The organism is Sphingomonas suaedae, from assembly GCF_007833215.1.
Taxonomy (GTDB): Bacteria; Pseudomonadota; Alphaproteobacteria; order Sphingomonadales; family Sphingomonadaceae; genus Sphingomonas; species Sphingomonas suaedae.
This window is the reverse complement of sequence record NZ_CP042239.1, coordinates 3,623,917-3,644,693: the sequence shown is the minus strand read 5'-3', so window position 1 is coordinate 3,644,693 and position 20,777 is coordinate 3,623,917. Positions and strand designations below refer to the sequence as shown.

Below are 20,777 nucleotides of genomic sequence, written 5' to 3'. Positions count from 1 at the left end.
CTGGCGGGGTTACTGCACAGGTGCAACAAGGATCACAGGTCGGGAAGCACCTGATCGGCGCGGCCCCAGCCCGTAAGGGCACGGCCCCCCGCACGTTCCAGCAATTCGGTCGCGTCGCGAACGCTGAACAATTGCGCGCTGTCGGTATCGCGCAATTCGCTCCAGCTGAGCGGTACCGCGACCGGGGCGCCGGGGCGGGCGCGGGCGGAATAGGGCATGACGGCGGTGCTGCCGCGCTGGTTGCGAAGGTAATCGATGAAGATGCGGTTCTTGCGCTCGGCCTTTTTGAGGTTGGCGGTGAACCGCTCGGGTTCGGCCTGGGCGAGCGCGCGGGCGAAGCGATCGGCGAAGGATTTGACCGCGGGCCATTCCGCCTGCGGTGTCAGCGGCACGACGACATGGACGCCCTTGCCGCCGGTCAGCATCGGAAAGCTGGTCAGGCCCATATCGGCGAGATGCTGTTTGAGGTCCTCCGCCGCCTTTTTGACCGTCGCGAAATCAAGCCCCTCATCGGGGTCGAGGTCGAACACCAGCCGGTCGGGCTTTTCGACATCCGCGACGCGGCTGCCCCAGCCATGGAACTCGATCGTCCCCATCTGAACGCAGGAGAGCAGGCCATCGGCATCGTCGATATAGAGATAGGGTTCGACCGACCCGTCCTTCTCCCGAATGTCGACATGATGGACGCGATCGCCGAAGCTGCCCGCGTCATGCTTCTGGAAGAAGCATTGCTTCGCGCGACCCTGCGGGCAGCGGACCAGGCTGACCGGGCGGTCGGCGACCCAGGGGAGCATGATCGGCGCGACTACGGCATAGTAATCGGCGAGTTCGCCCTTGGTGATCTTGGCGTCGGGAAAGATCACGCGGTCGCGGCTGCTGATCTTGACGTCGCTCTGCGGCGCAGGCGGTGGCGATGCGGCGCGTTCGGTCACGATGTCCTCGGCGGGCTTGTCCTCGCGCAGCGCGATGAAGCTCGCATGGCGGACGACGTTTTCGGCGGTGAACTCGGCAAAGGCGACCTCCGCGACCAGCTTCGGCGTGACCCAATGCGCCCCGCGTGCCGCGACCTTCGGCACATCGGCGGGCGGGGTCTTGCGCTCGATCCGGGCGAGTTTGGCCATCAGGTCATCGGAATTCGATGCGTTGAATCCCGTACCCACCTTGCCCGCATAGCGCAGCGCGCCATCCGCGTTGACGCCCAGCAGCAATGAACGCAATCCGCGCCCCTTCGCACTGCTCGGCAGCCAGCCGATGACGACGAATTCCTGCCGCCGCGTGCATTTGATCTTGAGCCAGCTCCTGGTCCGCTTGCCGCGATACGGGGCATCGGCGCGCTTCGAGATGACGCCTTCGTGCCCCTCGCGGCACATCGCTTCGAACAGCTTCTCCCCGGCGCCCAGGACATGTTCGGAGAAGAGCAGGCGCGGATCGGCGCCGTCGAGCAGAGCACGGAGCCGTTCCTTGCGGTCGATCTGGGGGAGATCGGCCAAGTCCTCGCCATCCTGTTGGAGCAAGTCGAAGGCGAAGAAGGCGAGATCGCCGGTGCCCGTGGACAAGGCATCCTGAAGCGTCGAAAAATCGGGCGTGCCGTCCCTGAAGGCGACCACTTCGCCATCGATCAGCGCGGACGATGCGGGAAGGCTCGCGGCAGCCTCGGCGATGCCGGCGAACTTGTCGGTCCAGTCGAGGCCGCTGCGGGTATAGACGCGCGGCCCCCCCTTCCCGATCGCGACGAGGGCGCGATAGCCGTCATATTTCATCTCGTGCAGCCAGCCATTCCCGGCGGGAACGCTGTCGACCAGGGTTGCGAGCTGGGGGTCGCGAAAAGCCGGAGCGGGAGCCTGTGCGGTTCGTTTGGGTTTGGACTTTGCCGTTGCCTTTGCACGCCCCGCCGCGGGTTTCACGCCCTCGGCGATCTCCTGCATCGTCCGCCCGGTGGTGACGCTCGTCAGCCCCGTCTCGACCAGCACGTCGGTGGCACCGGCATAAGCGTCGTCGATCTTGCGCAGCAGCCAGTTTTCGCGCTTCTCCTTGCCGCGCGGCTTGAGGCGGATGAGCAGCCATTCGCCCTTCATCCGTTCGCCCTCAAGGACGAAGTGGAGATGGCCTTTCTCGAGATCCTTCGCGCTCTTGCCCGGCACGGGCGCCCATTCGCCCCGATCCCACAGCATCACCGTGCCGCCGCCATATTCGCCCTTTGGGATCGTCCCCTCGAAACTGGCATAGGACATCGGATGATCCTCGGTCCGCACCGCGAGCCGCTTTTCGCCAGGATCGAGGCTGGGGCCGCGCGTCACCGCCCAGCTTTTCAGCACGCCATCGATCTCAAGCCGGAAATCCCAGTGCAGCCGGGTGGCGTCATGCTTCTGGACGATGAACCGCCGCCCCTGCCCCTTCGCGATCTCGCCGCGCGGTTCGGCGGTCTTCGCGAAATCGCGCATCGCATTATATCTGGCGAGCGGGTCAGTCTTCGCCATCGGACTTCCCGAAGGCGCGCGCCTCGATCCATGCGAAGACCGTCAGCAGCAGTACCGATCCGACCGTGCCGATGATCGCCAGTGGATAGAGCCCCGCCCCGAAGGTGATGCCGATCGCCGCAGCGAGCCAGATATGCGCGGCGGTCGTGAGGTTCTTCACCTGCCCCTTTGAAAACACGATCAGCGCGCCGCCGATCACCCCCGCCATCGCCGCAGTTCCCTCGATCACACGCAGCGGATCGGCCTGCGATTCGGTGCCGCCAAGCTGATAATAGAGCAGCAGCGCGGTCAGCGTGACCAGCGCCGCGGAGAAACAGAGGATCGCGTGGGTGCGAAGCCCGGCGCCATGCCCACGCACCTCGCGGTCGAGGCCCAGCAGCAACCCTGCGAGAGCTGCGCCAGCCAGCCGCAGCCACGGGTCCCATCCCAGCGCGTCGAAGTGCATCGGCGGGTTCAGTTCCATCGCGTCACGCCCGCTTGCGCGCCGGGGCCTTTTTGGCAGGGGCCTTCTTCGCAGGCGGCTTTTTCCCGGCGCCGGGCTTTTCCAGGCTCTTCTTGAGCGCAGCCATCAGATCGACGACATTGCCGCCACGCGGATCGGCGCCGTCGTCCTTGTCCTCGATGATCTTGCGATTGCCCTTCTGCTTCTTCTTCCGCTCGATCAGGCCCTTGAGCGCGTCAACATAGCGGTCGTGGAATTCCTTGGGATCGAAGGCCGACGCCTTTTTCTCGATCAGCGATTCGGCGAGGCCGAGCAGTTCGGGGTCCGGGTCTATATCGGGAATGTCGCGAAAATAGCCCTGCGCCCTGTGGACCTCATCGGCATAGCGCAGCGTTTCCAGCACCATGCCCCGCCCACAGGGCTTGAGGCTCACCACATATTCGCGCCCGCGCATCGCCAATTGGCCAAGGCCGACCTTTTTCGTCCGCCTCAGCGCCTCGCGCAGCACGACGAAAGCCTCTTCGGCCAGATCGTCGGCGGGGACGACGAAATAGGGTTTTTCATAATAGAGCACGTCGATCTCATGCGCATCGACGAACTGGGTGAGTTCGAGCGTCTTGCGCGACTCGAGCTTTACCGCATCGATCTCATCCTGGTCGAGCAGGACATATTCGCCCTTTTCGACCTCGAACCCCTTCATGATCTCGTCGGTGTCGACCGGGCCGAGGCCGGGAACGACCTTTTCATATTTGATCCGCTTGCCCGAAGGTTCGTGGATCTGGTGGAAGGATACCGACGCACCCGAACGAGTGGCGGTGTAGATTTCCACCGGAATCGAAACCAGCGCGAGCCGGATCTGCCCCTGCCAATATGCGCGCGCTGCCATGCCGGACCCTTTCGTTGCGAGGCCGATTCAAAGCGCGAGCGGGCAAGGTGTTCCGCAACTTGCCGCGTGACCTCGTCAAAGCCTCTGCTACACAATCGGGATGATGCTGCATTTCGCCGCGCTCGACTGGCTGGTAGTCGGGCTGTATCTCGCCGTGCTGGCGGGGCTGTCCTGGCATTTCAACCGGGTCGAAACGCGCAGTACGGGGGATTATTTCCTTGCCGGGCGCAGCGTGCCGGCCTGGCTCGCAGCCGTGTCGGTGCTGGCCACCAACCAGTCGGCGGCGACGTTTCTGGGTGCGCCCGATTACGGCTATCGCGCCGACTTCACCTATCTGGGCGCAGTGCTGGGCGCGGTGCTCGCGGCATTCTTCGTCGCGCATGTACTGATCCCGCGCTTCTACGCGCTGCGCGTGTCGACAGTATATGAATTGCTGGAGACGCGCTTCGATGCGCGGGCGATGCGCTGGGCGGGTGGAATGTATCTGATCGGGCGGGTGCTGTCGGGCGGCGCGCGCGTCTATCTCGCCGCGATCGCGATCGCGATGGTCGGGTTCAACGCGATCGACGCGCGCTCGATCATCCTCGCCGCTGCGGTGCTGATGTTCGCTAGCCTGATCTTCACGCTGCGCGGAGGCCTCCGCTCAGTGATCTGGAACGATTTCGTCCAGTTCATCGTCTATGCCGGCGCCGCCATCGCGGTGCTGGTGTTCCTGCGCCTCGCGATCCCGCTCGACACGCCCGCGCTGATCGATGCGCTGCGCAATGCACCCGACGGGACGAACAAGTTGCGGCTGTTCGATTTCTCCACCGATCCCGCAAAGCCCTTCACGGTGCTCGCCGCCGTTACCGGCCTGTTTCTGCTCAACACCGCGAGTTCGGGGCTGGACCAGGACACGACGCAGCGTCTGCTCGCCAGCCGCGACGCAAAGACCGGCGCGCGCAGCCTGATCCTCTCGGCGCTGGGCAGTGTGCCGGTGATCGCGATCTTTGTAGCGATCGGGCTGATGCTCCACATCTTCTACGATCGCCCCGATCTGATGGGCGCCGATTACGCGCTGTCCGAGAACTTCTCCGGTGAAAAGATCACCGTGTTCGTCAACTACATCCTGACCCAGCTCCCTCCCGGATTGCGCGGGATGGTAACGATCGGCGTCGTCGCCGCTGCCGTTTCGACGGTCACCTCGGCGCTCAATTCGATGTCGTCGGTTCTGGTCAGCGACTTTTACCGCCCCTGGCGCGAGGCGCGCGGCGAGGTTGAGGATCGACATTTCGTTCATGCCGGGCGCTGGGGTATGGGACTGGTCGCGCTGGCGATGTTCGCGACCGCGGTGCTGAGCTATTACTGGCAACAGCATAGCGATATGCCACTGCTCGAATTCGTGCTGTCGGTGATGGTCTTCGCCTATGCCGGACTTCTGGGCGTTTACGGTGTTGCGATCTTCACCCGGCGCGGAACGACCGGGTCGGTGATCGCCGCGCTGCTCACCGGTTTCGCCACGGTGTTTCTGCTTCAGCCCTTCACCTTTGGCCCGCCCGGCCTCGCTTTTCCCTATCAGCTCTGCATCGGCACGGCGGCTGCCGCGCTCGTCGCGGCGCTTCCGAGAGGCAAAATACCCGCTTGACGCGTGTCATGTTACCATGACATATAGTCATCCGTGGATGACATTGTGTCATGGAACAGTGACGAGCGATGCGAAACCGCCTCAAAGTGCTACGCGCCGAACGCGATTGGAGCCAGGCTGAGCTTGGTGGCCATCTCGGCGTGTCGCGCCAGGCGGTAAACGCGATCGAGACGGGCAAATACGACCCCTCGCTCCCGCTCGCCTTTCGTATCGCGCGACTGTTCGACCGTCCGATCGAGGAGATTTTCGATGATTCGGAGCAGGGCGATGGATAAGCCGTCGAGCGGATTGGCGGCGGCGCGGGCGCGGCGCAAGCGGATCGTTTGGACGGTCGCGGCCCTAGCCGCCAGCGGCGCCGTGGTCGGCTTCTTCTCGGCGCTGTTCGAAGCCGAGGATGGTGCATTTCTGGAAGGGATTCCCGCCGCATGGGCGGTCGCCGCGTCGATCGTCACCGTCCTCGCAGTGCTTGGCGGCGGCTATTATTATAACCGCGTCATCGACGAGCTCGACCGGCGCGACAATCAATGGGCGTCCGCGCTGGCGCTCAACCTGCTCTTCGTTGGTTATGCGTGCTGGTATCTGAACTGGAAGGGGGGCCTCGTCCCCGAGCCCCAGCACGAAGCGCTGATCCTCGCCGCCTTCATCGTAGCGATGCTGGCTTATGCCTGGAAGAAATTTCGACCCTGAACCCGTTACCCTAGACTGGAGATCGTGAATGACCCGCAATTTTATCCGCGCCGGCACTGCGCTTGCGCTGTTCTTCGTCAGCCCCTTCGCACTGGCACAGACCGCCCCCGCTCCGGCGCCCGCAGCACAGGTGCAGGATGCCGATCCCGCCTTGTGGGTGGTCAAGGATGAGGACACCACCATCTATCTGTTCGGGACGATCCATGTCCTCCAGCCCGGTCTGACCTGGTTCGACGAGGCGGTGAAGAAGGCGTTCGACGACAGCGCCGAGATGGTGACCGAAATCGGCACCATGCCCGACCCGGCGGCAGTCCAGCCGCTCGTCATCAAGCACGCCGTCAGCATGACCGGTCCGACGCTGACCGAACGGCTGCCGGAGGACAAGCGCGCCGCCTTTGCCAAAGCCGTCGCGGCCGCAGGCATTCCGGCCGCTGCGGTCGATCGGTTCAAGCCGTGGTTCGCAGCGAGCCAGCTGGGCCTGATCGCACTGCAAAAGGCGGGATACGACCCGACATCGGGCGTCGAGCAGAAATTGAGCGAGGCGGCCAAGGCGGCGAACAAGCCGGTTTCGGGGCTGGAGAGCCTGGACGAGCAGTTCGGTTTCTTCAACGCGCTGTCCGAAGAGGCGCAGATTCAGTTCCTGACCGAATCGCTCGACCAGCTCGACAATATCGGACCGGAATTCGCCAAGATGGTCGCCGAATGGTCGGAGGGCGACGCCGACGGCCTCGCCGCGATCATGAACGAGGCGCTGCGCAGCTCGCCCGAACTCAGCAAGATGCTGCTCGCCGATCGCAACGCCCGCTGGGCCGAGTGGATCGACACCCGGCTCGATAAACCGGGCGTCGTGTTCGTCGCTGTGGGTGCCGGGCATCTGGCGGGTGACGACAGCGTCCAGACGATGCTCGCCAAGCGCAAGATCAAGACGCAGCGTATCGACTATTGAGGACCAGGAGCCCGGCGCCGCACGCGCCGGGCTCCTGTCACACGGTGAGATTGCGCCGCTTACAGCGCGGCAGAACACGAACTCAGAATAATTGCGGCTGACGCGCCGGGGCACGGACGGGGCCACCGCCGCGCCGCCGCTCCAGTTCGACCTGGGCGGTGTAGCGGATGTCTTCGTCGCGATCCTGGAGGAAGGCGTCGAGCGAATCGTCGTCGATCTCGCTCCACTCCTTGCCGCGATCGGGGCCGTAGCGGACGCGGGGGAGCAATCCGGGCAGCTTCGACCATTCGATCAGCTGCGCGACGCTCGCTTCGTTGAGCATGTCGCGCAGATGGTGCGCGGTGACATAGGCGTCGGGAAATGCGCGATGGACCGGCAGGCCGCGTTCATGCTCCATCCCCTCCGGCATCCGATAATAGCGCAGGAACTGGTTCGAGAAACCGGGGCTGTCCGGCCATAGCCGCAAAGCGCATTTATAGGTGCAGATCCAGTCGGCACCCCGCGTCAGCGCGGAGGTGCAGAACTGCTCCTCGAAGCTCGCCCGGTGCGCGGCGAGCGCGACGCGGCGCGGCCAGGGATCGAGGATCGGACGCGCGACGTCGTGCCACCAGGGCGCGTCCGCAACGTCCACGTCGCGGATATGATGCACCGCCATGGTGAGCGGCGGGATCGGACGCCCGGGATTGACCAGACGGCTGCCGCCTTCGCCATCCAGCTCCCACCGCCCGTCTCCGCCCAGCTTCACGTCCTGCCAGCCGATTTCGCACACGGCGTGCGCGGGCGGGGCGTTGCCGGTCGTTTCGAGATCGATGACGCGAATGATCTGGGGGGCAGCGGCCATGCCCCCATGTGGGGCCAGCCCGGCGATTCGGCCACCCCCAAATCGGACGGCTAGCGCGTCGCGGCGATCCAGCGCGCGACGAGGCGGCCCAGCGCGTCACGCCGGTCGACGATATCGCCAAGGGTACGCAGCGTCACGACGCCCCGATCCGCGGCGGGCCAGGCGGCGAGCCTGTCGGGATCAGCGAACGACCAGCCCGCCTGATCCTTTTTCGCGACGCCGCGATGGAGGACGATGCGGACGCCGCCCTTGCGTTCGATGCCGAGCGTCACCTTGTGATCCGCGCCATTGCGAAAGCTGGACGCGTTCCACTTGATCTCCTCGACCAGATCAGGCGCCGCATCGATCACGACTCCGCGCAGCGCATCGATCATCGCCCGGTCGGCCGGAGCAAGTCCGGCGAGATAGGCGGCGGCCGCGTCGCTCAATGTCCCGCCTGTGGCCCGCGCTGCAGCCCGCTGGCGGCGAGCTGAGCGTCGATCATCGCGAGCAGCCGGTCGAGCCCGGCCTGGTCCCTTGCCTCCGCGCGGGCGACAAGCACGTCCTGGGTGTTCGACGCGCGCAGCAGCCACCAGCCGTCCGGCGTGTTGACCCGCGCGCCATCGGTGTCGTTGACCTCGGCGCCTTGCGCCTTCAGCCGCTCCAGCACCTCGTCGATCACCGCGAACTTGCGGCTCTCATCGACCTGGAAGCGCATCTCCGGCGTGTTGACGATGGCGGGCATGTCGCCACGGATCTGGGTCATCGAATTGCCGATCAGATGGACCGCGTTGATCAGCTGGACAGCGGCATATTGCGCGTCGTCGAAGCCGTAATAGTCCTGGGCGAAGAAAATGTGCCCGCTCATCTCACCCGCCAGCGGCGCGCCGGTTTCCTTCATCTTGGTCTTGATGAGGCTGTGGCCGGTCTTCCACATCAGCGGTTTGCCGCCGAGTTCGGCAATGCGGTCATAGAGCGCCTGGCTCGCCTTCACGTCCGCGATGATCGTCGCGCCCGGAGCCTTCCTGAGGACAGGTTCGGCCAATATGGACAGAAGCTGATCGCCCCAGATCACCCGGCCCTGCCCGTCGATCGCGCCGATGCGGTCGCCATCGCCGTCGAATGCCAGTCCGAAATCGAGATTCTTCTCCGCGACCAGCGCCTTGAGATCGGCCAGATTCTTTTCTTCGGTCGGGTCGGGATGATGGTTGGGGAAATTGCCGTCTACATCGGTGAACAGCGTGTGATGCTCACCCGGGAGCAGCTTCACCAGCTTCTCGACGACCGGGCCGGACGCGCCATTGCCGCAGTCCCAGCCGATCCTGAAGCTGCCGCCTGCATAGCCGGCGAGCAGACGGCCGACATAATCGTCCATGATCTCGGCGTCGGCGACGGTGCCCTCGCCGGTTTCCCAGTCGCCCTCCGCCGCAATCCTGCCCAGCTTCTGAATATCCTCGCCAAAAAACGGCAGATGCTGGAACACCATCTTGAAGCCGTTGTAATTGCCGGGATTATGGCTGCCGGTTATCTGAATGCCGCCATCCACTTCTAGCACCGCTTCGGCGTAGTACAGCATCGGCGTGGGGCCCAGGCCGACCCGGACGACGTCGCAGCCCGACGCAGTCAGCCCCTCGATCAGCGCAGCTTCCAGCACCGGCGAGGATTCGCGGCCGTCGCGGCCCACCGCCACCCGATGCCCGCCTGCACGACGCAGCAAGGTCGCGAAGCCGCGCCCGATCGCGCGCGCATCGTCGGGCCCCAGCGTCTGCCCCACGATTCCGCGAATATCATATTCACGCAGCGAGGTCGGATCGAAACGATGGGTCATTGTGCCTCCGGAGATTTCAACGCACGCTTCATTTCGCGCGCGTCACGTAAAGTTCAACCTCCAAACGCGCCCGAATGGATTGCGTTTCAGTCTTTCGGCTTGAGCAGCGTATCGCGCGCGGCGTTCACCTGACGCGTCAGCTCGGGAGAGCCGCCACGATCGGGGTGGACGTTGGCGATCAGACGGCGGTGTGCCGCGCGAACCTCTTCGGGCGCGGCGCCCGGCTGCAGGCCCAGCACCGCGCAGGCTTCCGCCTCGGCGGGGTTGCGCGGCTGGGGCGGCGGTGCGGGCTTGGGCGTGCCGGGCAGCGGCCGTCCCCAGCCATGCCACATCCGCCAGCCGAGCCAGCCGACCAGAATCGCGATGAGCAGTTTGGCGATCATGCGAAGAGCGGCATCGTTGCCTCGACCTCTGGCAAGGCGAGCGCCGCCATCATCTCGCGCAATTCCTGTCGCGCGGCGACATGGGCGAGCCCCATCTCGCCGAATTCGCGGCTGTCGAGCATGGTCAGGCCCTTCGGGAAGAGCTCGCGATAGATCACGCGTTCGGAGAGGCCCGGGATGACGCGAAAGCCGACCCGCTTGGCGAGCTGGTCGATCGCCTCGGACACGCGCTTCATGTTGCGCGCCTCGATATGCTGCATGCGGTTGCGCAGCACGACCCAGTCGATCGTCTGCCCGTCCGCCTTGGCGCGGCGCTTGCGCGAATCCCAGATCAGCTCGGAATAGAAGCTCGGTCGTGTCACGCGGAAGGTGTCGGGATCGACCTGACCGATCAGGTCGAAATCGACGAAGCTGTCGTTCATCGGCGTGACCAGCGTATCGGCGTTGGTGATCGCGATCCGGCCGAACTTGTCGTCGCGCCCGGGCGTGTCGACGATCAGGAAGTCGGCATCCTGCCCCAGCCGCTCCAGCGATTCCGAGAAACGGGCGATGCTTTCGCCGTCGTGCGTCTCGAAGCGCGGCATCGGCAGCGGGCGGCCTGCCCGCTTCATCGTCTCCAGCCGGTTGTCGAGATAGCGGCCCATCGTCCGCTGGCGATGATCGAGGTCGAGACAGGAGACGCGCGCTCCCTTCATCGCGAGCGCGATCGCGGTGTGCACCGCGGTGGTCGACTTGCCCGTCCCGCCCTTTTCATTGGCAAAAACGATGACATGCAACGGGTTGGATGCGTCCGTCACGTAATTTTCCCTGATTGACACCCGGCCTGCCCCCCATAGAAGGCCGCCCTTCGATCCATATCCAAGGCCTGTACCGCGTGCAAACGATCCGTCAGCTTCCCGACCTTCGCGATGCCGTTTCGGGATTCCGGGCGGCAGGGGAACGCGTCGCCTTCGTGCCGACGATGGGCGCCCTGCACGCCGGCCATATGGCGCTGGTGGCGGAGGCGAAGCTGGCCGCGCCGCGCGTTATCGTCTCGATCTTCGTCAACCCGAAGCAGTTCGCGCCTGGCGAGGACCTTGCCAGATATCCGCGCAAGGAACAGGCGGATTCGCGGATGCTCGCCGCGGCCGGGGTCGACCTGTTGTGGATGCCCCCGGTCGAGGTGATGTACCCCGAGGGTCATGCCACCAACATCGCGGTAACGGGGGTCAGCGAACCGCTCGACGGAGCGGCGCGGCCCGGGCATTTCGACGGGGTCGCGACCGTCGTCGCCAAGCTGTTCAATCAGGTGAAGCCCGACATCGCCCTGTTCGGCGAGAAGGATTTCCAGCAACTCGCGGTGATCCGCCGCATGGTCGCCGATCTCGATTTCGACATCGATGTGCGCGGCGTGCCGACGCAGCGCGACGATGACGGCCTCGCCCTCTCCTCACGCAACGTCTACCTGGCACCCGAGGATCGCGCCTCCGCCGTCGCGCTGCCGCGGGCACTGGGCGTTGCGGCCCGGGCGATCGAAAAGGGCGACGATGCGCAGGCCGCGTTGGCGACCGCCCGCGCTTCGCTGGAAGCCGCCGGGTTCGACGTGGATTATGTCGAGCTGGTGGACGCGGCGAGCCTTGGTACGCCAGTCGCCGGCCAGCCGCGTCGCCTGCTCGCAGCGGCGCGAATCGCGGGCACCCGGCTCATCGATAATGTTTCGGTCGCGGAGCCGGAATAAACGGTAAACACCGTTAACCATTTGCTTACCATGATCCGCCACGTTCGATCTCATGATGATTGAGATCAAAAGTGGGGCATTATCATGGGCAACAGTCTTAAGAGCGCACAGTTCCTGATCGACAGCCGATTGGCCGACGCCGCGCGCGGAAGCGCCGACGCAGCCTTCGAACTCGGCATGGTCTATTCCAGCGGTGCATCGGGCATCGACATGGACCTGATCGAGGCGCACAAATGGTTCAACATCGCCGCCCTGAAGGGTAGCGCACAGGCGCCCTATATGCGCGCTGAAGTCGCGGAAGACATGACCGCGCGCGAGATCATCGAGGCGCAGAAACAGGCACGTTCCTGGCTGCAGATGACGAGCCTGCGCGCAGCCTGATCCGCTACGCCTTCGCCGCCGCCTTCTTTTTCGGCGCGGTCTTCTTTGCTGGCGCCTTCTTGGCCGGCGCCTTGCGTCCGCCTTTCTTCTTCGCCGGGCCCGCCGCGGCCTTGGCATCGATGAGCTGGACCGCTTCCTCCAGCGTCAGCGTGGCCTGATCGACCGTCTTGGGCAGCGTCGCGTTGGTCGTACCATCGGTAAGATAGGCGCCATAGCGCCCCTCCATCAGCTTGATCTCCGCGCCCGATACCGGGTGCGCGCCCACCACCTTGAGCGGCTCGCGCGAGCCGCGCTGCGGGCGCCCGCCATTCGCTGCAGCCTCGGCAAGCTTCACCACCGCCGCGTTCATGCCGGTCTCGAACACCTCGGCGGTCGAGGTCAGCCGCGCATATTTGCCGTCATGCGCCAGATAGGGGCCATAGCGACCGATCGACGCGGTGATCGGGTTGCCGGTTTCGGGATGGTTGCCGATCGTGCGCGGCAGGTTGAGCAGCCTGACCGCCCAGTCGAGGTCCAGCTCGGGAATATCCTTGGGGATCGACGCGCGCGCCGCCTCCTTGCCCTCGCCGCGCTGGATATAAGGGCCGAACCGCCCCGAGCGACGGCTGATGTCCTCGCCGGTCTCGGGGTCCTGCCCGATCACCTCGGGACCGGTATCGCCGCCATCCGCGCCGCCCGGCTGGCCGAACCGGCGGGTGAATTTGCATTCGGGATAGTTGGAACAGGCGACGAATGCACCAAACTTGCCGCCGCGCAGTGCCAGCTTGCCGTCCGCACAGGCCGGGCAGGCGCGCGGATCGGTCCCGTCGCCCTTGTCGGGGAAGAGATAGGGTTCGAGGAACTTGTCCAGCTCGGCGGTCACCTCGCTCGGCTTCTGCTCCATCACCTCATCGGTACGCGGGCGAAAATCCTTCCAAAAGGCTTCCAGAACCGCCTGCCAGCCCGCGCGACCGCCGGACACGTCGTCCAGCTCTTCCTCAAGCCCCGCCGTGAAATCGTAATTGACGTATTTCTCGAAAAACCGCTCGAGAAAGGCGGTGAGCAGCCGCCCGGTCTCCTCGGCGAAGAAGCGGTTCTTCTCGACCCGCACATAAGCGCGGTCCTTGAGCACCTGGATGATCGAGGCATAGGTCGAGGGGCGGCCGATGCCGAGCTCCTCGAGCCGCTTGACCAGCGAGGCTTCGGAGAAGCGCGGCGGCGGCTGGGTGAAATGCTGTTCGGCGTCGACGCCCTTTTTCGCTGGTGTGTCGCCCTGTCGGATCACGGGCAGACGGCGCGAATCCTCGTCGCCCTCATCGTCCTTGCCCTCCTCGTAAAGCGCGAGATAGCCGGGGAAGATCACCACCTGGCCGGTTGCGCGCAGCGCGTCCTGCCCGGTCGGTTCCTCGAGCTCGACGGTGGTCCGCTCCATCCGTGCACTCGACATCTGGCTCGCCAGCGCGCGCTTCCAGATCAGGTCGTACAGGCGCGCATGATCGCCCGATCCCGCCTTGTCCTTGCCGAAATCGGTCGGGCGGATCGCTTCGTGCGCCTCCTGCGCATTCTTCGCCTTGGTCTGATATTGGCGCGGCTTGTCGGGGATGTAGCTCGCCTGATAGCGGTTCACGATCGCCTTGCGCGCCGCGTCGATCGCGCTCGAATCCATCTGCACGCCGTCGGTACGCATATAGGTGATCGCGCCATCCTCGTAGAGCGCCTGTGCGATCCGCATCGTATGGCTGGCGGAGAAGCCGAGCTTGCGCGCCGCCTCCTGCTGCAGGGTCGAGGTGGTGAAGGGCGGCGGCGGGTTGCGCATCGCCGGCTTGGTCTCGACCGATGCGACGCTGAACCGCCCCTGCTCGACCGCTGCCTTGGCGCGCTTGGCGGTGCCTTCGTCGCCGATCGACAGCCGGTCGAGCTTCTTGCCCTCGAATCGCACCAGCCGCGCATCGAACGCGGTGCCATCATGCTCGAGATGGGCAAGGACCGACCAATATTCCTGCGGCCGGAACGCCTCGATCTCGCGCTCGCGCTCGACGATCAGGCGCAGCGCGACCGACTGGACGCGCCCCGCCGACTTGGCACCGGGCAGCTTGCGCCACAGCACCGGCGAGAGCGTAAAGCCGACCAGATAATCGAGCGCGCGGCGGGCGCGATAGGCGTCGATCAGGTCGGTATCGAGCTGGCGCGGCGCGGCCATCGCCGCCTGCACCGCCGCCTTGGTGATCGCGTTGAAGGTCACGCGCTCGACCTCCTTGGGGAGCGCCTTTTTCTTCGCCAGCACTTCCTGGACGTGCCACGAAATCGCCTCGCCCTCGCGATCGGGGTCGGTGGCGAGGATCAGGCGGTCGGCTTTTTTCGCCTCGTCGGTGATCGCCTTGAGCTGCTTGGCCTTGTCGGGATAGGTTTCCCAATCCATCGCAAAGCCGTCATCGGGCTGCACCGACCCGTCCTTGGGCGGCAGGTCGCGGATATGGCCGTACGAGGCCAGGACGCGATAATCCTTGCCCAGATATTTCTCGATGGTTTTCGCCTTGGCGGGCGATTCGACGATGACAAGCTGCATGAGATTCTGGCGGTCCTTACGTGTACGCGCGAGGATGGGAAGGCGAAATAGGGGGCGTCAAGCGGAACTCCACCCGGTCTTAACCCGACGCCTCTATAAAAGGAGGGTGAGAGGGTGAGCAGATGGTCTCGATCGAGCGGCTGATAGACGAGCATGGGCGGATCACGACGCTGGGCAACGCGGTGATGCGCGGCGCCGGGACCGATCCGGCGGCGACGCTGCGCGCCATGATCGTCCGGCTCGACGTGCAACTCGCCGATCATCTCGCCACCGAGGATCTCGAACTCTATCCCCATCTGCTCGCCGCAGGCGACATGTCGCAGCGCGAGGCGGCGGAAATTGCGATGGCCGACTTCGACTCGCTCGCCGGGCAGTGGCGCACCTATGTCGCGGACTGGACGGAGGCGGAGATCGACGCCGATCGCGACCTGTTCGTCGAAGCGAGCAAGCGCGTCCTCTCGGCACTTGCGGCGCGGGTGCGAATCGAGAACGAGATTCTCTACCCACTGGCCCTGCGCTGCGGCACGATTGCCTTGCGGGAGGCGAACGTACGGGTCAGCGCAAACTGACTCGCCCGCCCGCATGGCGTTCCAGACGCCCGGCGAGTTCCAGTTCGAGCAGCACCAATTGCACCGCCGCGCCGGCCAGGGCCGTCTGCCGGATCAATTCGTCCACCGGGACCGGGACGGGGCCAAGCAATTGCTCGATCCGTCGTCGCTCGGCATCGTCCGGTTCGGCCGGGGGTTCGCCGCCAAAGCCCGACACCGGCGAGCGCACCGCGCGCGGATCGATCGGGCGGATCATTTCGAGGATGTCGTCCACCCCCTGTACCAGCGTCGCGCCCTCGCGGATCAGCAGGTTGCAGCCCTGCGCGCGCGGATCGAGCGGGGAGCCGGGGACCGCCATTACCTCCCGCCCCACCTCATTGGCGATGCGCGCGGTGATGAGCGACCCCGAACGCGGCGCCGCCTCCACCACCACCGTGCCGAGCGCGAGTCCCGCGATGATCCGGTTGCGCGAGGGGAAATGGCGCGCCAGCGGCTCGGCACCCGGCGGCTGTTCGGCGATCAGCAGCCCCTCCGCCGCAACCCGCGCCTGAAGTTCGCGATTTTCGGGCGGGAAGGCGATGTCGATCCCGCTCGCGATCACCCCAACGGTACCCTCGCCAATCGACCCCTGATGCGCGGCGGTATCGATACCCCGCGCCAGTCCAGACACGACCGTCACGCCCGCTTCCGCCAGCCCCTGCGCCAGTTGCCGGGCGAAGCGACACGCGGCGGCCGATGCGTTGCGGGCGCCGACCATCGCCACGCAGGGGCGGGCGAGCAGCGCGCCGTCGCCCATCATGATCAGCGCGGGGGGCGCATTTTCCAGTTCGGCGAGCAGCGGTGGATAGTCGGTGTCGTCGAGGAACAGATAGCGCGCGCCCAGCCGTTCCGTCGTCGCCATCTCGCGACGCACCGCGGCCGGATCGGCCAGCGCCGGAGCCGCCCCCCCACCCCGCTGCGCCAGCGACGGCAGCGCATCGAGCGCGGCATCGGCAGAGCCGAACCGCGAAATCAGCTGGCGATAGGTGACCGGGCCGATACGGGGTGAGCGGACGAGGCGGAGCCGCGCGAGGCTCCCCGCCGCGTCAGCCATGTTTGCGTCCGAGGCGCGGTTCGTTGCCCGCCAGCAGCCGCTCGACATTCTCGCGATGCTTCCACAGCACGATCAGCGCCAGCGCCACCAGCAGCAACACGACATCGAACCGGTTCATCACCGCCGCACTGACCGGCGCGCTGATCGCCGCAACCATTCCCGCGACCGAGGAGATGCGGATTGTAGCGAGAAGGCCGAGCCAGACGAGCGCGAAGACCACACCCGAGGGCCAGTGGAGCGCGAGCACGATGCCCATCAGCGTCGCGACACCCTTGCCGCCCCTGAAGCCAAGCCAGGCCGGATAGCAATGGCCGATGAACGCCCCCGCAGCGGCCAGCACGCCCGTGCCCGGCCAAAGCGCCTGCGCGATCCACACCGCCGCCGCACCCTTGAGCAGGTCGAGCAGCAAGGTCGCCGCCGCCAGCCCCTTGCGCCCCGTCCGCAGCACATTGGTCGCGCCGATATTGCCCGACCCGATCTGGCGCAGATCGCCCGCGCCCGCCATGCGCGTCAGCAGCACCCCGAACGGAATCGAACCGAGAAGATAGCCGAGCACGATGGCGAGCGTCGGCGCAATCCAGATGACTTGCGTCTGCATGTTTCCCCTTGCTTGGACAAAGGCTAGGTCGTTCGGTAAGCGGGCGCAACAATCTCGATCAGCGGAATTTTTCAGATGGCCGACGACCGGCCCCTCCTTTTCTTCGATTCGGGCGTGGGTGGGCTTTCGGTGCTGGCGCCTACGCGCGCGCTGCTGCCCTCCGCGCCGTTGGTCTATGTCGCCGACAGCGCCGGATTTCCCTATGGCACGCGCAGCGAGGACGAGATCGCCGCGCGGGTCCCCGCGCTTCTCGGGCGGCTGGCGGAACGCTATCGCCCCCGACTCATCGTCATCGCCTGCAACACCGCATCCACCATTGCGCTCGGCCATGTCCGCGCCGCGCTCGACGTGCCGATCGTCGGCACGGTCCCCGCGATCAAGCCCGCCGCGCTGCTGTCGCAAAGCCGGGTGATCGGCGTACTCGGCACGCGCGCGACGGTACGACAACCCTATGTCGACGACCTTACCGCCCGATTCGCTGCCGACTATACGGTGCTGCGCCACGGCAGCGCCGACCTGGTCGAACTGGCCGAAGCCAGACTGCGCGGCGATCTCACCGACCCGGCACACTATCGCGCGGTACTCGACGGGCTGTTCGGCCAGTCCGGGGGCGAGCGAATCGACGTCATCGTCAACGCCTGCACCCATTTTCCGCTGGTCGAGGCCGAACTTGCCGCAGCCGCGCCGCATCCGGTGGCGTTCGTCGATGGCGGTCCCGGCATCGCGCGGCGGATCGCATATCTGTCACGGGGGCAGGAGTGGCCCGGCACGCCGCCAGCCGGGATCGCGGTGTTCACCGCGACGCCAGATCCCGCGCTGCGGCCCGCGCTTGCGCGCTATGGACTCACCCAGATAGAGACGCTGTGACGCTGCGCCGCGCGGTGGTCGGTCAGCGCAATGATCGGCGCCGAACGCGGCACGCGAGGCTTTCGCCCGTGACGGGCAATCCGCATAAGCTCAGGCGGGCGTCGCACCGGCAGGCGGCGCCATCGCCTTCAGCCGCTCGGCATAGACTTCCGCCATCGCGATATGCGCGTGCCGCGCACCCGAATCGCGGGCGCGTTCGGCGTGCATACGCTCGGCCCGTTCCCGGCGGGCGTAATATTCATAGTCGCTCTGTCGCATCGCTTGAGTATCCTCTGGGACAACGGGAGCGCGTCGGTCTCTCAGCCGCGGATTTGCTTGGAGTCTCGATCCGCAGTGCCACCTTCATAGCATAATCGACGATCGGAGTCCTGATATGGGGCAATCATGGCCGTAACGATCCGTGATTTCACGGATCGCAACGCTCCGTAATCCACACAGTGGAAACCGGCGGGGAAAGTCGCTATCGGGATATCCCATGACAAGCGATGCTCCCCAGCGCACCGTGGATTATTCCCGTGTCTTCAACCAGGCGATCGACCGGCTGCACGCCGAAGGGCGGTATCGCGTGTTCATCGACATCCTGCGCAACAAGGGCATGTTTCCCAATGCGCGGTGCTTTGCGGGACATAACGGCCCCAAGCCGATCACCGTCTGGTGCTCGAACGACTATCTCGCGATGGGCCAGCACCCCAAGGTAATCGCCGCGATGGAAGAGGCGCTGCACGATGTCGGCGCGGGATCGGGCGGCACGCGCAATATCGGCGGCAACACGCATTATCATGTCGATCTGGAAGGCGAACTGGCCGACCTGCACGGCAAGGAAGCGGCATTGCTGTTCACCAGCGGCTATGTCTCGAACGAGGCGACGCTGTCGACGCTGGCCAAGGTGCTGCCGGGCTGCATCATCTATTCGGACGAACTCAACCACGCCTCGATGATCGCCGGTATCCGCAACTCGGGATGCGAGAAGCGGGTGTTCCGCCACAACGACCTCGCGCATCTCGAGGAACTGCTCGCGGCCGACGATCCCGCCGCGCCGAAGTTGATCGCGTTCGAGAGCGTCTATTCGATGGATGGCGACATCGCGCCGATCCACGCGATCTGCGACCTGGCCGACACCTACAACGCCCTTACCTATCTCGACGAAGTTCATGCGGTCGGCATGTATGGCGCGCGCGGCGGCGGGATTTCGGAGCGGGACGAAGCGGCACACCGGCTGACGATCGTCGAAGGTACGCTGGGCAAGGCGTTCGGCGTGATGGGCGGCTATATCGCGGCCGACCGCACGATCATCGACGTGATCCGCAGCTATGCGCCGGGCTTCATTTTCACCACCTCGCTCTCGCCCGTGCTGGTCGCGGGTGCGCTGGCGAGCGTGCGGCACCTCAAAGGATCGAGCGAAGAGCGCGACGGGCAGCAGGCCGCCGCCGCCCAGCTCAAGACGATGTTCGCCGATGCCGGGCTGCCGGTGATGGACTCGACCACGCATATCGTTCCGCTGATGGTCGGCGATCCGGTCAAAGCCAAGAAGATCAGCGACATCCTGCTCGCCGAGTACGGCGTCTATGTGCAGCCGATCAATTATCCGACCGTCCCGCGCGGCACCGAACGGTTGCGCTTCACCCCCGGTCCCGCACATGACGAGGCGATGATGCGCGACCTCACGCGCGCGCTGGTCGAGATCTGGGAACGGCTGGAGCTTCGCGCGGCGGCCTAATGTCCGGAAAGGACAGGGAATGAAGGCGTCGCAGTTCGCACGTCTGGCGCGCAAGGCGACGACCGCACGGCGGCTTCCGCTGTTCGTCCTCCTTTTGCTGGTTCCGACCTGGGCATTGATCGGCCTGTCCTCGGCGGCGATCGCGATCGTACCGTTTCGCCGTCTCGCGCCGCTGCTCGGAACCAATCTCGGCGCCACCACGCACCGACCGGAATGCACCGCCGCGCAACAGGCGCAAGCTATGCGATTGCGCACGGTCATCGGCATCGCCGCGCGTTATGCGCCGTTCCGTTCCAACTGCCTGCCCCAGTCAATTACCGCACGCGTCCTCTGCGCGATCTGGCGGGTCCCCTGCGCGCTGCATCTGGGGCTGGCCAAGGGTGAAGAGGGACAGGCGCTCAGCGCTCATGCTTGGACGGCGTGTGGCCCCGTGACGATCACCGGCGGCGCAGGCAGCTTCGCCCGGTACAAATCGGTCTCCTGCTTTCTTTCAAACGCGCACGTGCCGGATCAACGGTGACGCGCGCCGGGATGGACAGCGTCCACGACCCGGAAGGTCATCCGCCCGCCGCGTCGCGTCCGCACGCCATCAGTTCCGCGAGCCAGTGATCGACCAGCGCATCGATCACCAGATGCACCCGGTCGCTGGTCCCCCGATTGGCAACCGCATGGATGTCGGCCAGCCGCAGATACCAGGCTTCACCCGGGTGCATCGCAATCGGGATGTCGTTGAGCAGGAACGTCACATCCGGGTTGGTCGCGATCGGCACATGGATGCGCGCCACGCCCCATTCGGCGGCGAGATCATGGTCGCGATGCGGCTTAATGACCGATCCGGGCGTGAGGCGCATCAGCCGCACCGCTTGCAGGGGACAGCGAAACGCGGCGAGCAGCGCGCGGAAATAGGGAGTATGGGCGAGCAGCGGCCCGTCGACAAACTCGGTCGCGGTCGGATCGGCGTAGATCGTCATCACCGGATGCGTCGCCCCGCGGACATGGCGCAGCGGCAGGACCGACCAGTCCCCCTCGTAATTGCCTCGGACGAGATGGTCGATCCAGTCGCGGTCGATCGCGGCGAGATCGGCGCGCATCCGCTCGACATCGAAATCGAGCGGCAGCCGGATCCGGTCGGGCCATGCCGCGCCGCTCGCCTCCCCCGAACTGATCGCCTCGCTCCGCATCGCACTCCCTGCTTCAGGCGATCCTAGCGGGGAGCGG

Annotated in this window: 23 protein-coding genes; 10 read left to right on the top strand and 13 right to left on the bottom strand. The window is 65.7% G+C overall.

Features of this window, described 5'->3' with window-relative positions:
- Nucleotides 1-32: 32 nt before the first annotated feature.
- From ligD to ku, 3 genes are read right to left on the bottom strand one after another with little or no spacing between them, the layout of a single operon-like run.
- Entirely contained in the window at nt 33-2,477 is a 2,445-nt protein-coding gene (gene ligD / locus FPZ54_RS17255; RefSeq protein ID WP_145849055.1) for a DNA ligase D, read from the bottom strand.
- Nucleotides 2,464-2,940 (bottom strand): MgtC/SapB family protein, encoded by a 477-nt coding sequence (locus FPZ54_RS17250; RefSeq protein WP_145849054.1) that lies wholly within the window; start codon nt 2,938-2,940, stop codon nt 2,464-2,466. Before FPZ54_RS17250 ends, ligD begins: the two co-directional genes overlap by 14 nt.
- A gap of 4 nt (nt 2,941-2,944) precedes the next feature.
- Nucleotides 2,945-3,805 carry a non-homologous end joining protein Ku gene (ku, locus tag FPZ54_RS17245; protein ID WP_145849053.1) on the bottom strand — a complete coding sequence of 287 codons (861 nt, stop codon included), beginning with the start codon at nt 3,803-3,805 and terminating at the stop codon, nt 2,945-2,947.
- Nucleotides 3,806-3,905: 100 nt separating this feature from the next.
- On the opposite strand from ku, the gene FPZ54_RS17240 reads away from it, so the two are divergent.
- The 4 genes from FPZ54_RS17240 to FPZ54_RS17225 all read left to right on the top strand — a co-directional run bounded on the left by FPZ54_RS17240 (nt 3,906) and on the right by FPZ54_RS17225 (nt 7,062).
- The gene (locus tag FPZ54_RS17240; protein WP_145849052.1) at nt 3,906-5,429 is read left to right on the top strand and encodes a sodium:solute symporter; all 1,524 of its coding nucleotides are present in this window, start codon (nt 3,906-3,908) and stop codon (nt 5,427-5,429) included.
- A gap of 68 nt (nt 5,430-5,497) precedes the next feature.
- Entirely contained in the window at nt 5,498-5,704 is a 207-nt protein-coding gene (locus FPZ54_RS17235) for a helix-turn-helix transcriptional regulator (protein ID WP_145849051.1), read from the top strand.
- Nucleotides 5,679-6,116: a hypothetical protein gene (locus tag FPZ54_RS17230; protein ID WP_186456818.1), complete on the top strand. Its 438-nt coding sequence runs from the start codon at nt 5,679-5,681 to the stop codon at nt 6,114-6,116. The genes FPZ54_RS17235 and FPZ54_RS17230 overlap by 26 nt, the downstream gene beginning before the upstream one ends.
- Before the next feature lie 28 nt (nt 6,117-6,144).
- Entirely contained in the window at nt 6,145-7,062 is a 918-nt protein-coding gene (locus FPZ54_RS17225; protein WP_145849049.1) for a TraB/GumN family protein, read from the top strand.
- Nucleotides 7,063-7,144: 82 nt separating this feature from the next.
- Here FPZ54_RS17225 and FPZ54_RS17220 read toward each other — a convergent pair whose 3' ends face one another.
- From FPZ54_RS17220 to FPZ54_RS17200, 5 genes are all read right to left on the bottom strand, one after another.
- Nucleotides 7,145-7,903 carry an exonuclease domain-containing protein gene (locus FPZ54_RS17220; protein WP_145849048.1) on the bottom strand — a complete coding sequence of 253 codons (759 nt, stop codon included), beginning with the start codon at nt 7,901-7,903 and terminating at the stop codon, nt 7,145-7,147.
- Nucleotides 7,904-7,953: 50 nt separating this feature from the next.
- Nucleotides 7,954-8,331, bottom strand: coding sequence for a DUF1801 domain-containing protein (locus FPZ54_RS17215; RefSeq protein WP_145849047.1), 378 nt, complete (start codon nt 8,329-8,331; stop codon nt 7,954-7,956).
- Nucleotides 8,328-9,710, bottom strand: coding sequence for a phosphoglucomutase/phosphomannomutase PgmG (pgmG, locus tag FPZ54_RS17210; RefSeq protein ID WP_145849046.1), 1,383 nt, complete (start codon nt 9,708-9,710; stop codon nt 8,328-8,330). Before pgmG ends, FPZ54_RS17215 begins: the two co-directional genes overlap by 4 nt.
- An 86-nt stretch (nt 9,711-9,796) precedes the next feature.
- Entirely contained in the window at nt 9,797-10,093 is a 297-nt protein-coding gene (locus FPZ54_RS17205; protein WP_422396544.1) for a J domain-containing protein, read from the bottom strand.
- Complete coding sequence (locus tag FPZ54_RS17200; RefSeq protein ID WP_186456817.1) at nt 10,090-10,890, bottom strand: division plane positioning ATPase MipZ; 801 nt, start codon at nt 10,888-10,890, stop codon at nt 10,090-10,092. The genes FPZ54_RS17205 and FPZ54_RS17200 overlap by 4 nt, the downstream gene beginning before the upstream one ends.
- Before the next feature lie 77 nt (nt 10,891-10,967).
- Between FPZ54_RS17200 and panC the strand changes: the two genes are divergently transcribed.
- Together panC and FPZ54_RS17190 are read left to right on the top strand one after the other, a co-directional pair.
- On the top strand, nt 10,968-11,810 hold the full coding sequence (panC, locus tag FPZ54_RS17195; protein ID WP_145849045.1) for a pantoate--beta-alanine ligase: 843 nt from the start codon (nt 10,968-10,970) through the stop codon (nt 11,808-11,810).
- A gap of 84 nt (nt 11,811-11,894) precedes the next feature.
- Nucleotides 11,895-12,191, top strand: a complete 297-nt coding sequence (locus FPZ54_RS17190; protein ID WP_145849044.1) for an SEL1-like repeat protein — start codon at nt 11,895-11,897, stop codon at nt 12,189-12,191.
- A 4-nt stretch (nt 12,192-12,195) separates the two neighbouring features.
- Here FPZ54_RS17190 and topA read toward each other — a convergent pair whose 3' ends face one another.
- Nucleotides 12,196-14,736: a type I DNA topoisomerase gene (gene topA / locus FPZ54_RS17185; protein WP_145849043.1), complete on the bottom strand. Its 2,541-nt coding sequence runs from the start codon at nt 14,734-14,736 to the stop codon at nt 12,196-12,198.
- 122 nt (nt 14,737-14,858) lie between these two features.
- Between topA and FPZ54_RS17180 the strand changes: the two genes are divergently transcribed.
- A complete protein-coding gene (locus FPZ54_RS17180) occupies nt 14,859-15,305 on the top strand; it encodes a hemerythrin domain-containing protein (RefSeq protein ID WP_145849042.1) in 447 nt (148 codons plus the stop codon).
- Here FPZ54_RS17180 and dprA read toward each other — a convergent pair.
- Both dprA and plsY read right to left on the bottom strand, forming a co-directional pair.
- Entirely contained in the window at nt 15,292-16,377 is a 1,086-nt protein-coding gene (gene dprA / locus FPZ54_RS17175) for a DNA-processing protein DprA (protein ID WP_145849041.1), read from the bottom strand. The two genes, FPZ54_RS17180 and dprA, sit on opposite strands and share 14 nt — an antisense overlap.
- A complete protein-coding gene (gene plsY, locus FPZ54_RS17170; protein ID WP_145849040.1) occupies nt 16,370-16,975 on the bottom strand; it encodes a glycerol-3-phosphate 1-O-acyltransferase PlsY in 606 nt (201 codons plus the stop codon). The genes dprA and plsY overlap by 8 nt, the downstream gene beginning before the upstream one ends.
- Nucleotides 16,976-17,050: 75 nt before the next feature.
- On the opposite strand from plsY, the gene murI reads away from it, so the two are divergent.
- Nucleotides 17,051-17,842, top strand: coding sequence for a glutamate racemase (murI, locus tag FPZ54_RS17165; RefSeq protein WP_145849039.1), 792 nt, complete (start codon nt 17,051-17,053; stop codon nt 17,840-17,842).
- 90 nt (nt 17,843-17,932) lie between these two features.
- On the opposite strand, the gene FPZ54_RS19975 is transcribed toward murI, so the two are convergent.
- Nucleotides 17,933-18,100, bottom strand: coding sequence for a hypothetical protein (locus tag FPZ54_RS19975; protein ID WP_186456816.1), 168 nt, complete (start codon nt 18,098-18,100; stop codon nt 17,933-17,935).
- Nucleotides 18,101-18,317: 217 nt separating this feature from the next.
- Here FPZ54_RS19975 and hemA point away from each other — a divergent pair, with 217 nt between their 5' ends.
- Both hemA and FPZ54_RS17155 read left to right on the top strand, forming a co-directional pair.
- Complete coding sequence (gene hemA, locus FPZ54_RS17160) at nt 18,318-19,559, top strand: 5-aminolevulinate synthase (protein WP_145849038.1); 1,242 nt, start codon at nt 18,318-18,320, stop codon at nt 19,557-19,559.
- Between the two features lie 19 nt (nt 19,560-19,578).
- A complete protein-coding gene (locus FPZ54_RS17155) occupies nt 19,579-20,079 on the top strand; it encodes a lasso peptide biosynthesis B2 protein (RefSeq protein WP_145849037.1) in 501 nt (166 codons plus the stop codon).
- A gap of 37 nt (nt 20,080-20,116) precedes the next feature.
- On the opposite strand, the gene FPZ54_RS17150 is transcribed toward FPZ54_RS17155, so the two are convergent.
- On the bottom strand, nt 20,117-20,740 hold the full coding sequence (locus tag FPZ54_RS17150) for an aspartyl/asparaginyl beta-hydroxylase domain-containing protein (RefSeq protein ID WP_145849036.1): 624 nt from the start codon (nt 20,738-20,740) through the stop codon (nt 20,117-20,119).
- Between the last annotated feature and the right edge of the window lie 37 nt (nt 20,741-20,777).

What these genes read in the sequence shown, in the direction of transcription:
- ligD (WP_145849055.1), bottom strand. Translation starts at nt 2,477, where the DNA reads ATGGCGAAGACTGACCCGCTCGCCAGATATAATGCGATGCGCGATTTC.
- FPZ54_RS17250 (WP_145849054.1), bottom strand. Translation starts at nt 2,940, where the DNA reads ATGGAACTGAACCCGCCGATGCACTTCGACGCGCTGGGATGGGACCCG.
- ku (WP_145849053.1), bottom strand. Translation starts at nt 3,805, where the DNA reads ATGGCAGCGCGCGCATATTGGCAGGGGCAGATCCGGCTCGCGCTGGTT.
- FPZ54_RS17240 (WP_145849052.1), top strand. Translation starts at nt 3,906, where the DNA reads ATGATGCTGCATTTCGCCGCGCTCGACTGGCTGGTAGTCGGGCTGTAT.
- FPZ54_RS17235 (WP_145849051.1), top strand. Translation starts at nt 5,498, where the DNA reads ATGCGAAACCGCCTCAAAGTGCTACGCGCCGAACGCGATTGGAGCCAG.
- FPZ54_RS17230 (WP_186456818.1), top strand. Translation starts at nt 5,679, where the DNA reads ATGATTCGGAGCAGGGCGATGGATAAGCCGTCGAGCGGATTGGCGGCG.
- FPZ54_RS17225 (WP_145849049.1), top strand. Translation starts at nt 6,145, where the DNA reads ATGACCCGCAATTTTATCCGCGCCGGCACTGCGCTTGCGCTGTTCTTC.
- FPZ54_RS17220 (WP_145849048.1), bottom strand. Translation starts at nt 7,903, where the DNA reads ATGGCCGCTGCCCCCCAGATCATTCGCGTCATCGATCTCGAAACGACC.
- pgmG (WP_145849046.1), bottom strand. Translation starts at nt 9,710, where the DNA reads ATGACCCATCGTTTCGATCCGACCTCGCTGCGTGAATATGATATTCGC.
- FPZ54_RS17205 (WP_422396544.1), bottom strand. Translation starts at nt 10,093, where the DNA reads ATGATCGCCAAACTGCTCATCGCGATTCTGGTCGGCTGGCTCGGCTGG.
- FPZ54_RS17190 (WP_145849044.1), top strand. Translation starts at nt 11,895, where the DNA reads ATGGGCAACAGTCTTAAGAGCGCACAGTTCCTGATCGACAGCCGATTG.
- topA (WP_145849043.1), bottom strand. Translation starts at nt 14,736, where the DNA reads ATGCAGCTTGTCATCGTCGAATCGCCCGCCAAGGCGAAAACCATCGAG.
- FPZ54_RS17180 (WP_145849042.1), top strand. Translation starts at nt 14,859, where the DNA reads ATGGTCTCGATCGAGCGGCTGATAGACGAGCATGGGCGGATCACGACG.
- dprA (WP_145849041.1), bottom strand. Translation starts at nt 16,377, where the DNA reads ATGGCTGACGCGGCGGGGAGCCTCGCGCGGCTCCGCCTCGTCCGCTCA.
- plsY (WP_145849040.1), bottom strand. Translation starts at nt 16,975, where the DNA reads ATGCAGACGCAAGTCATCTGGATTGCGCCGACGCTCGCCATCGTGCTC.
- murI (WP_145849039.1), top strand. Translation starts at nt 17,051, where the DNA reads ATGGCCGACGACCGGCCCCTCCTTTTCTTCGATTCGGGCGTGGGTGGG.
- FPZ54_RS19975 (WP_186456816.1), bottom strand. Translation starts at nt 18,100, where the DNA reads ATGCGACAGAGCGACTATGAATATTACGCCCGCCGGGAACGGGCCGAG.
- hemA (WP_145849038.1), top strand. Translation starts at nt 18,318, where the DNA reads ATGACAAGCGATGCTCCCCAGCGCACCGTGGATTATTCCCGTGTCTTC.
- FPZ54_RS17155 (WP_145849037.1), top strand. Translation starts at nt 19,579, where the DNA reads ATGAAGGCGTCGCAGTTCGCACGTCTGGCGCGCAAGGCGACGACCGCA.
- FPZ54_RS17150 (WP_145849036.1), bottom strand. Translation starts at nt 20,740, where the DNA reads ATGCGGAGCGAGGCGATCAGTTCGGGGGAGGCGAGCGGCGCGGCATGG.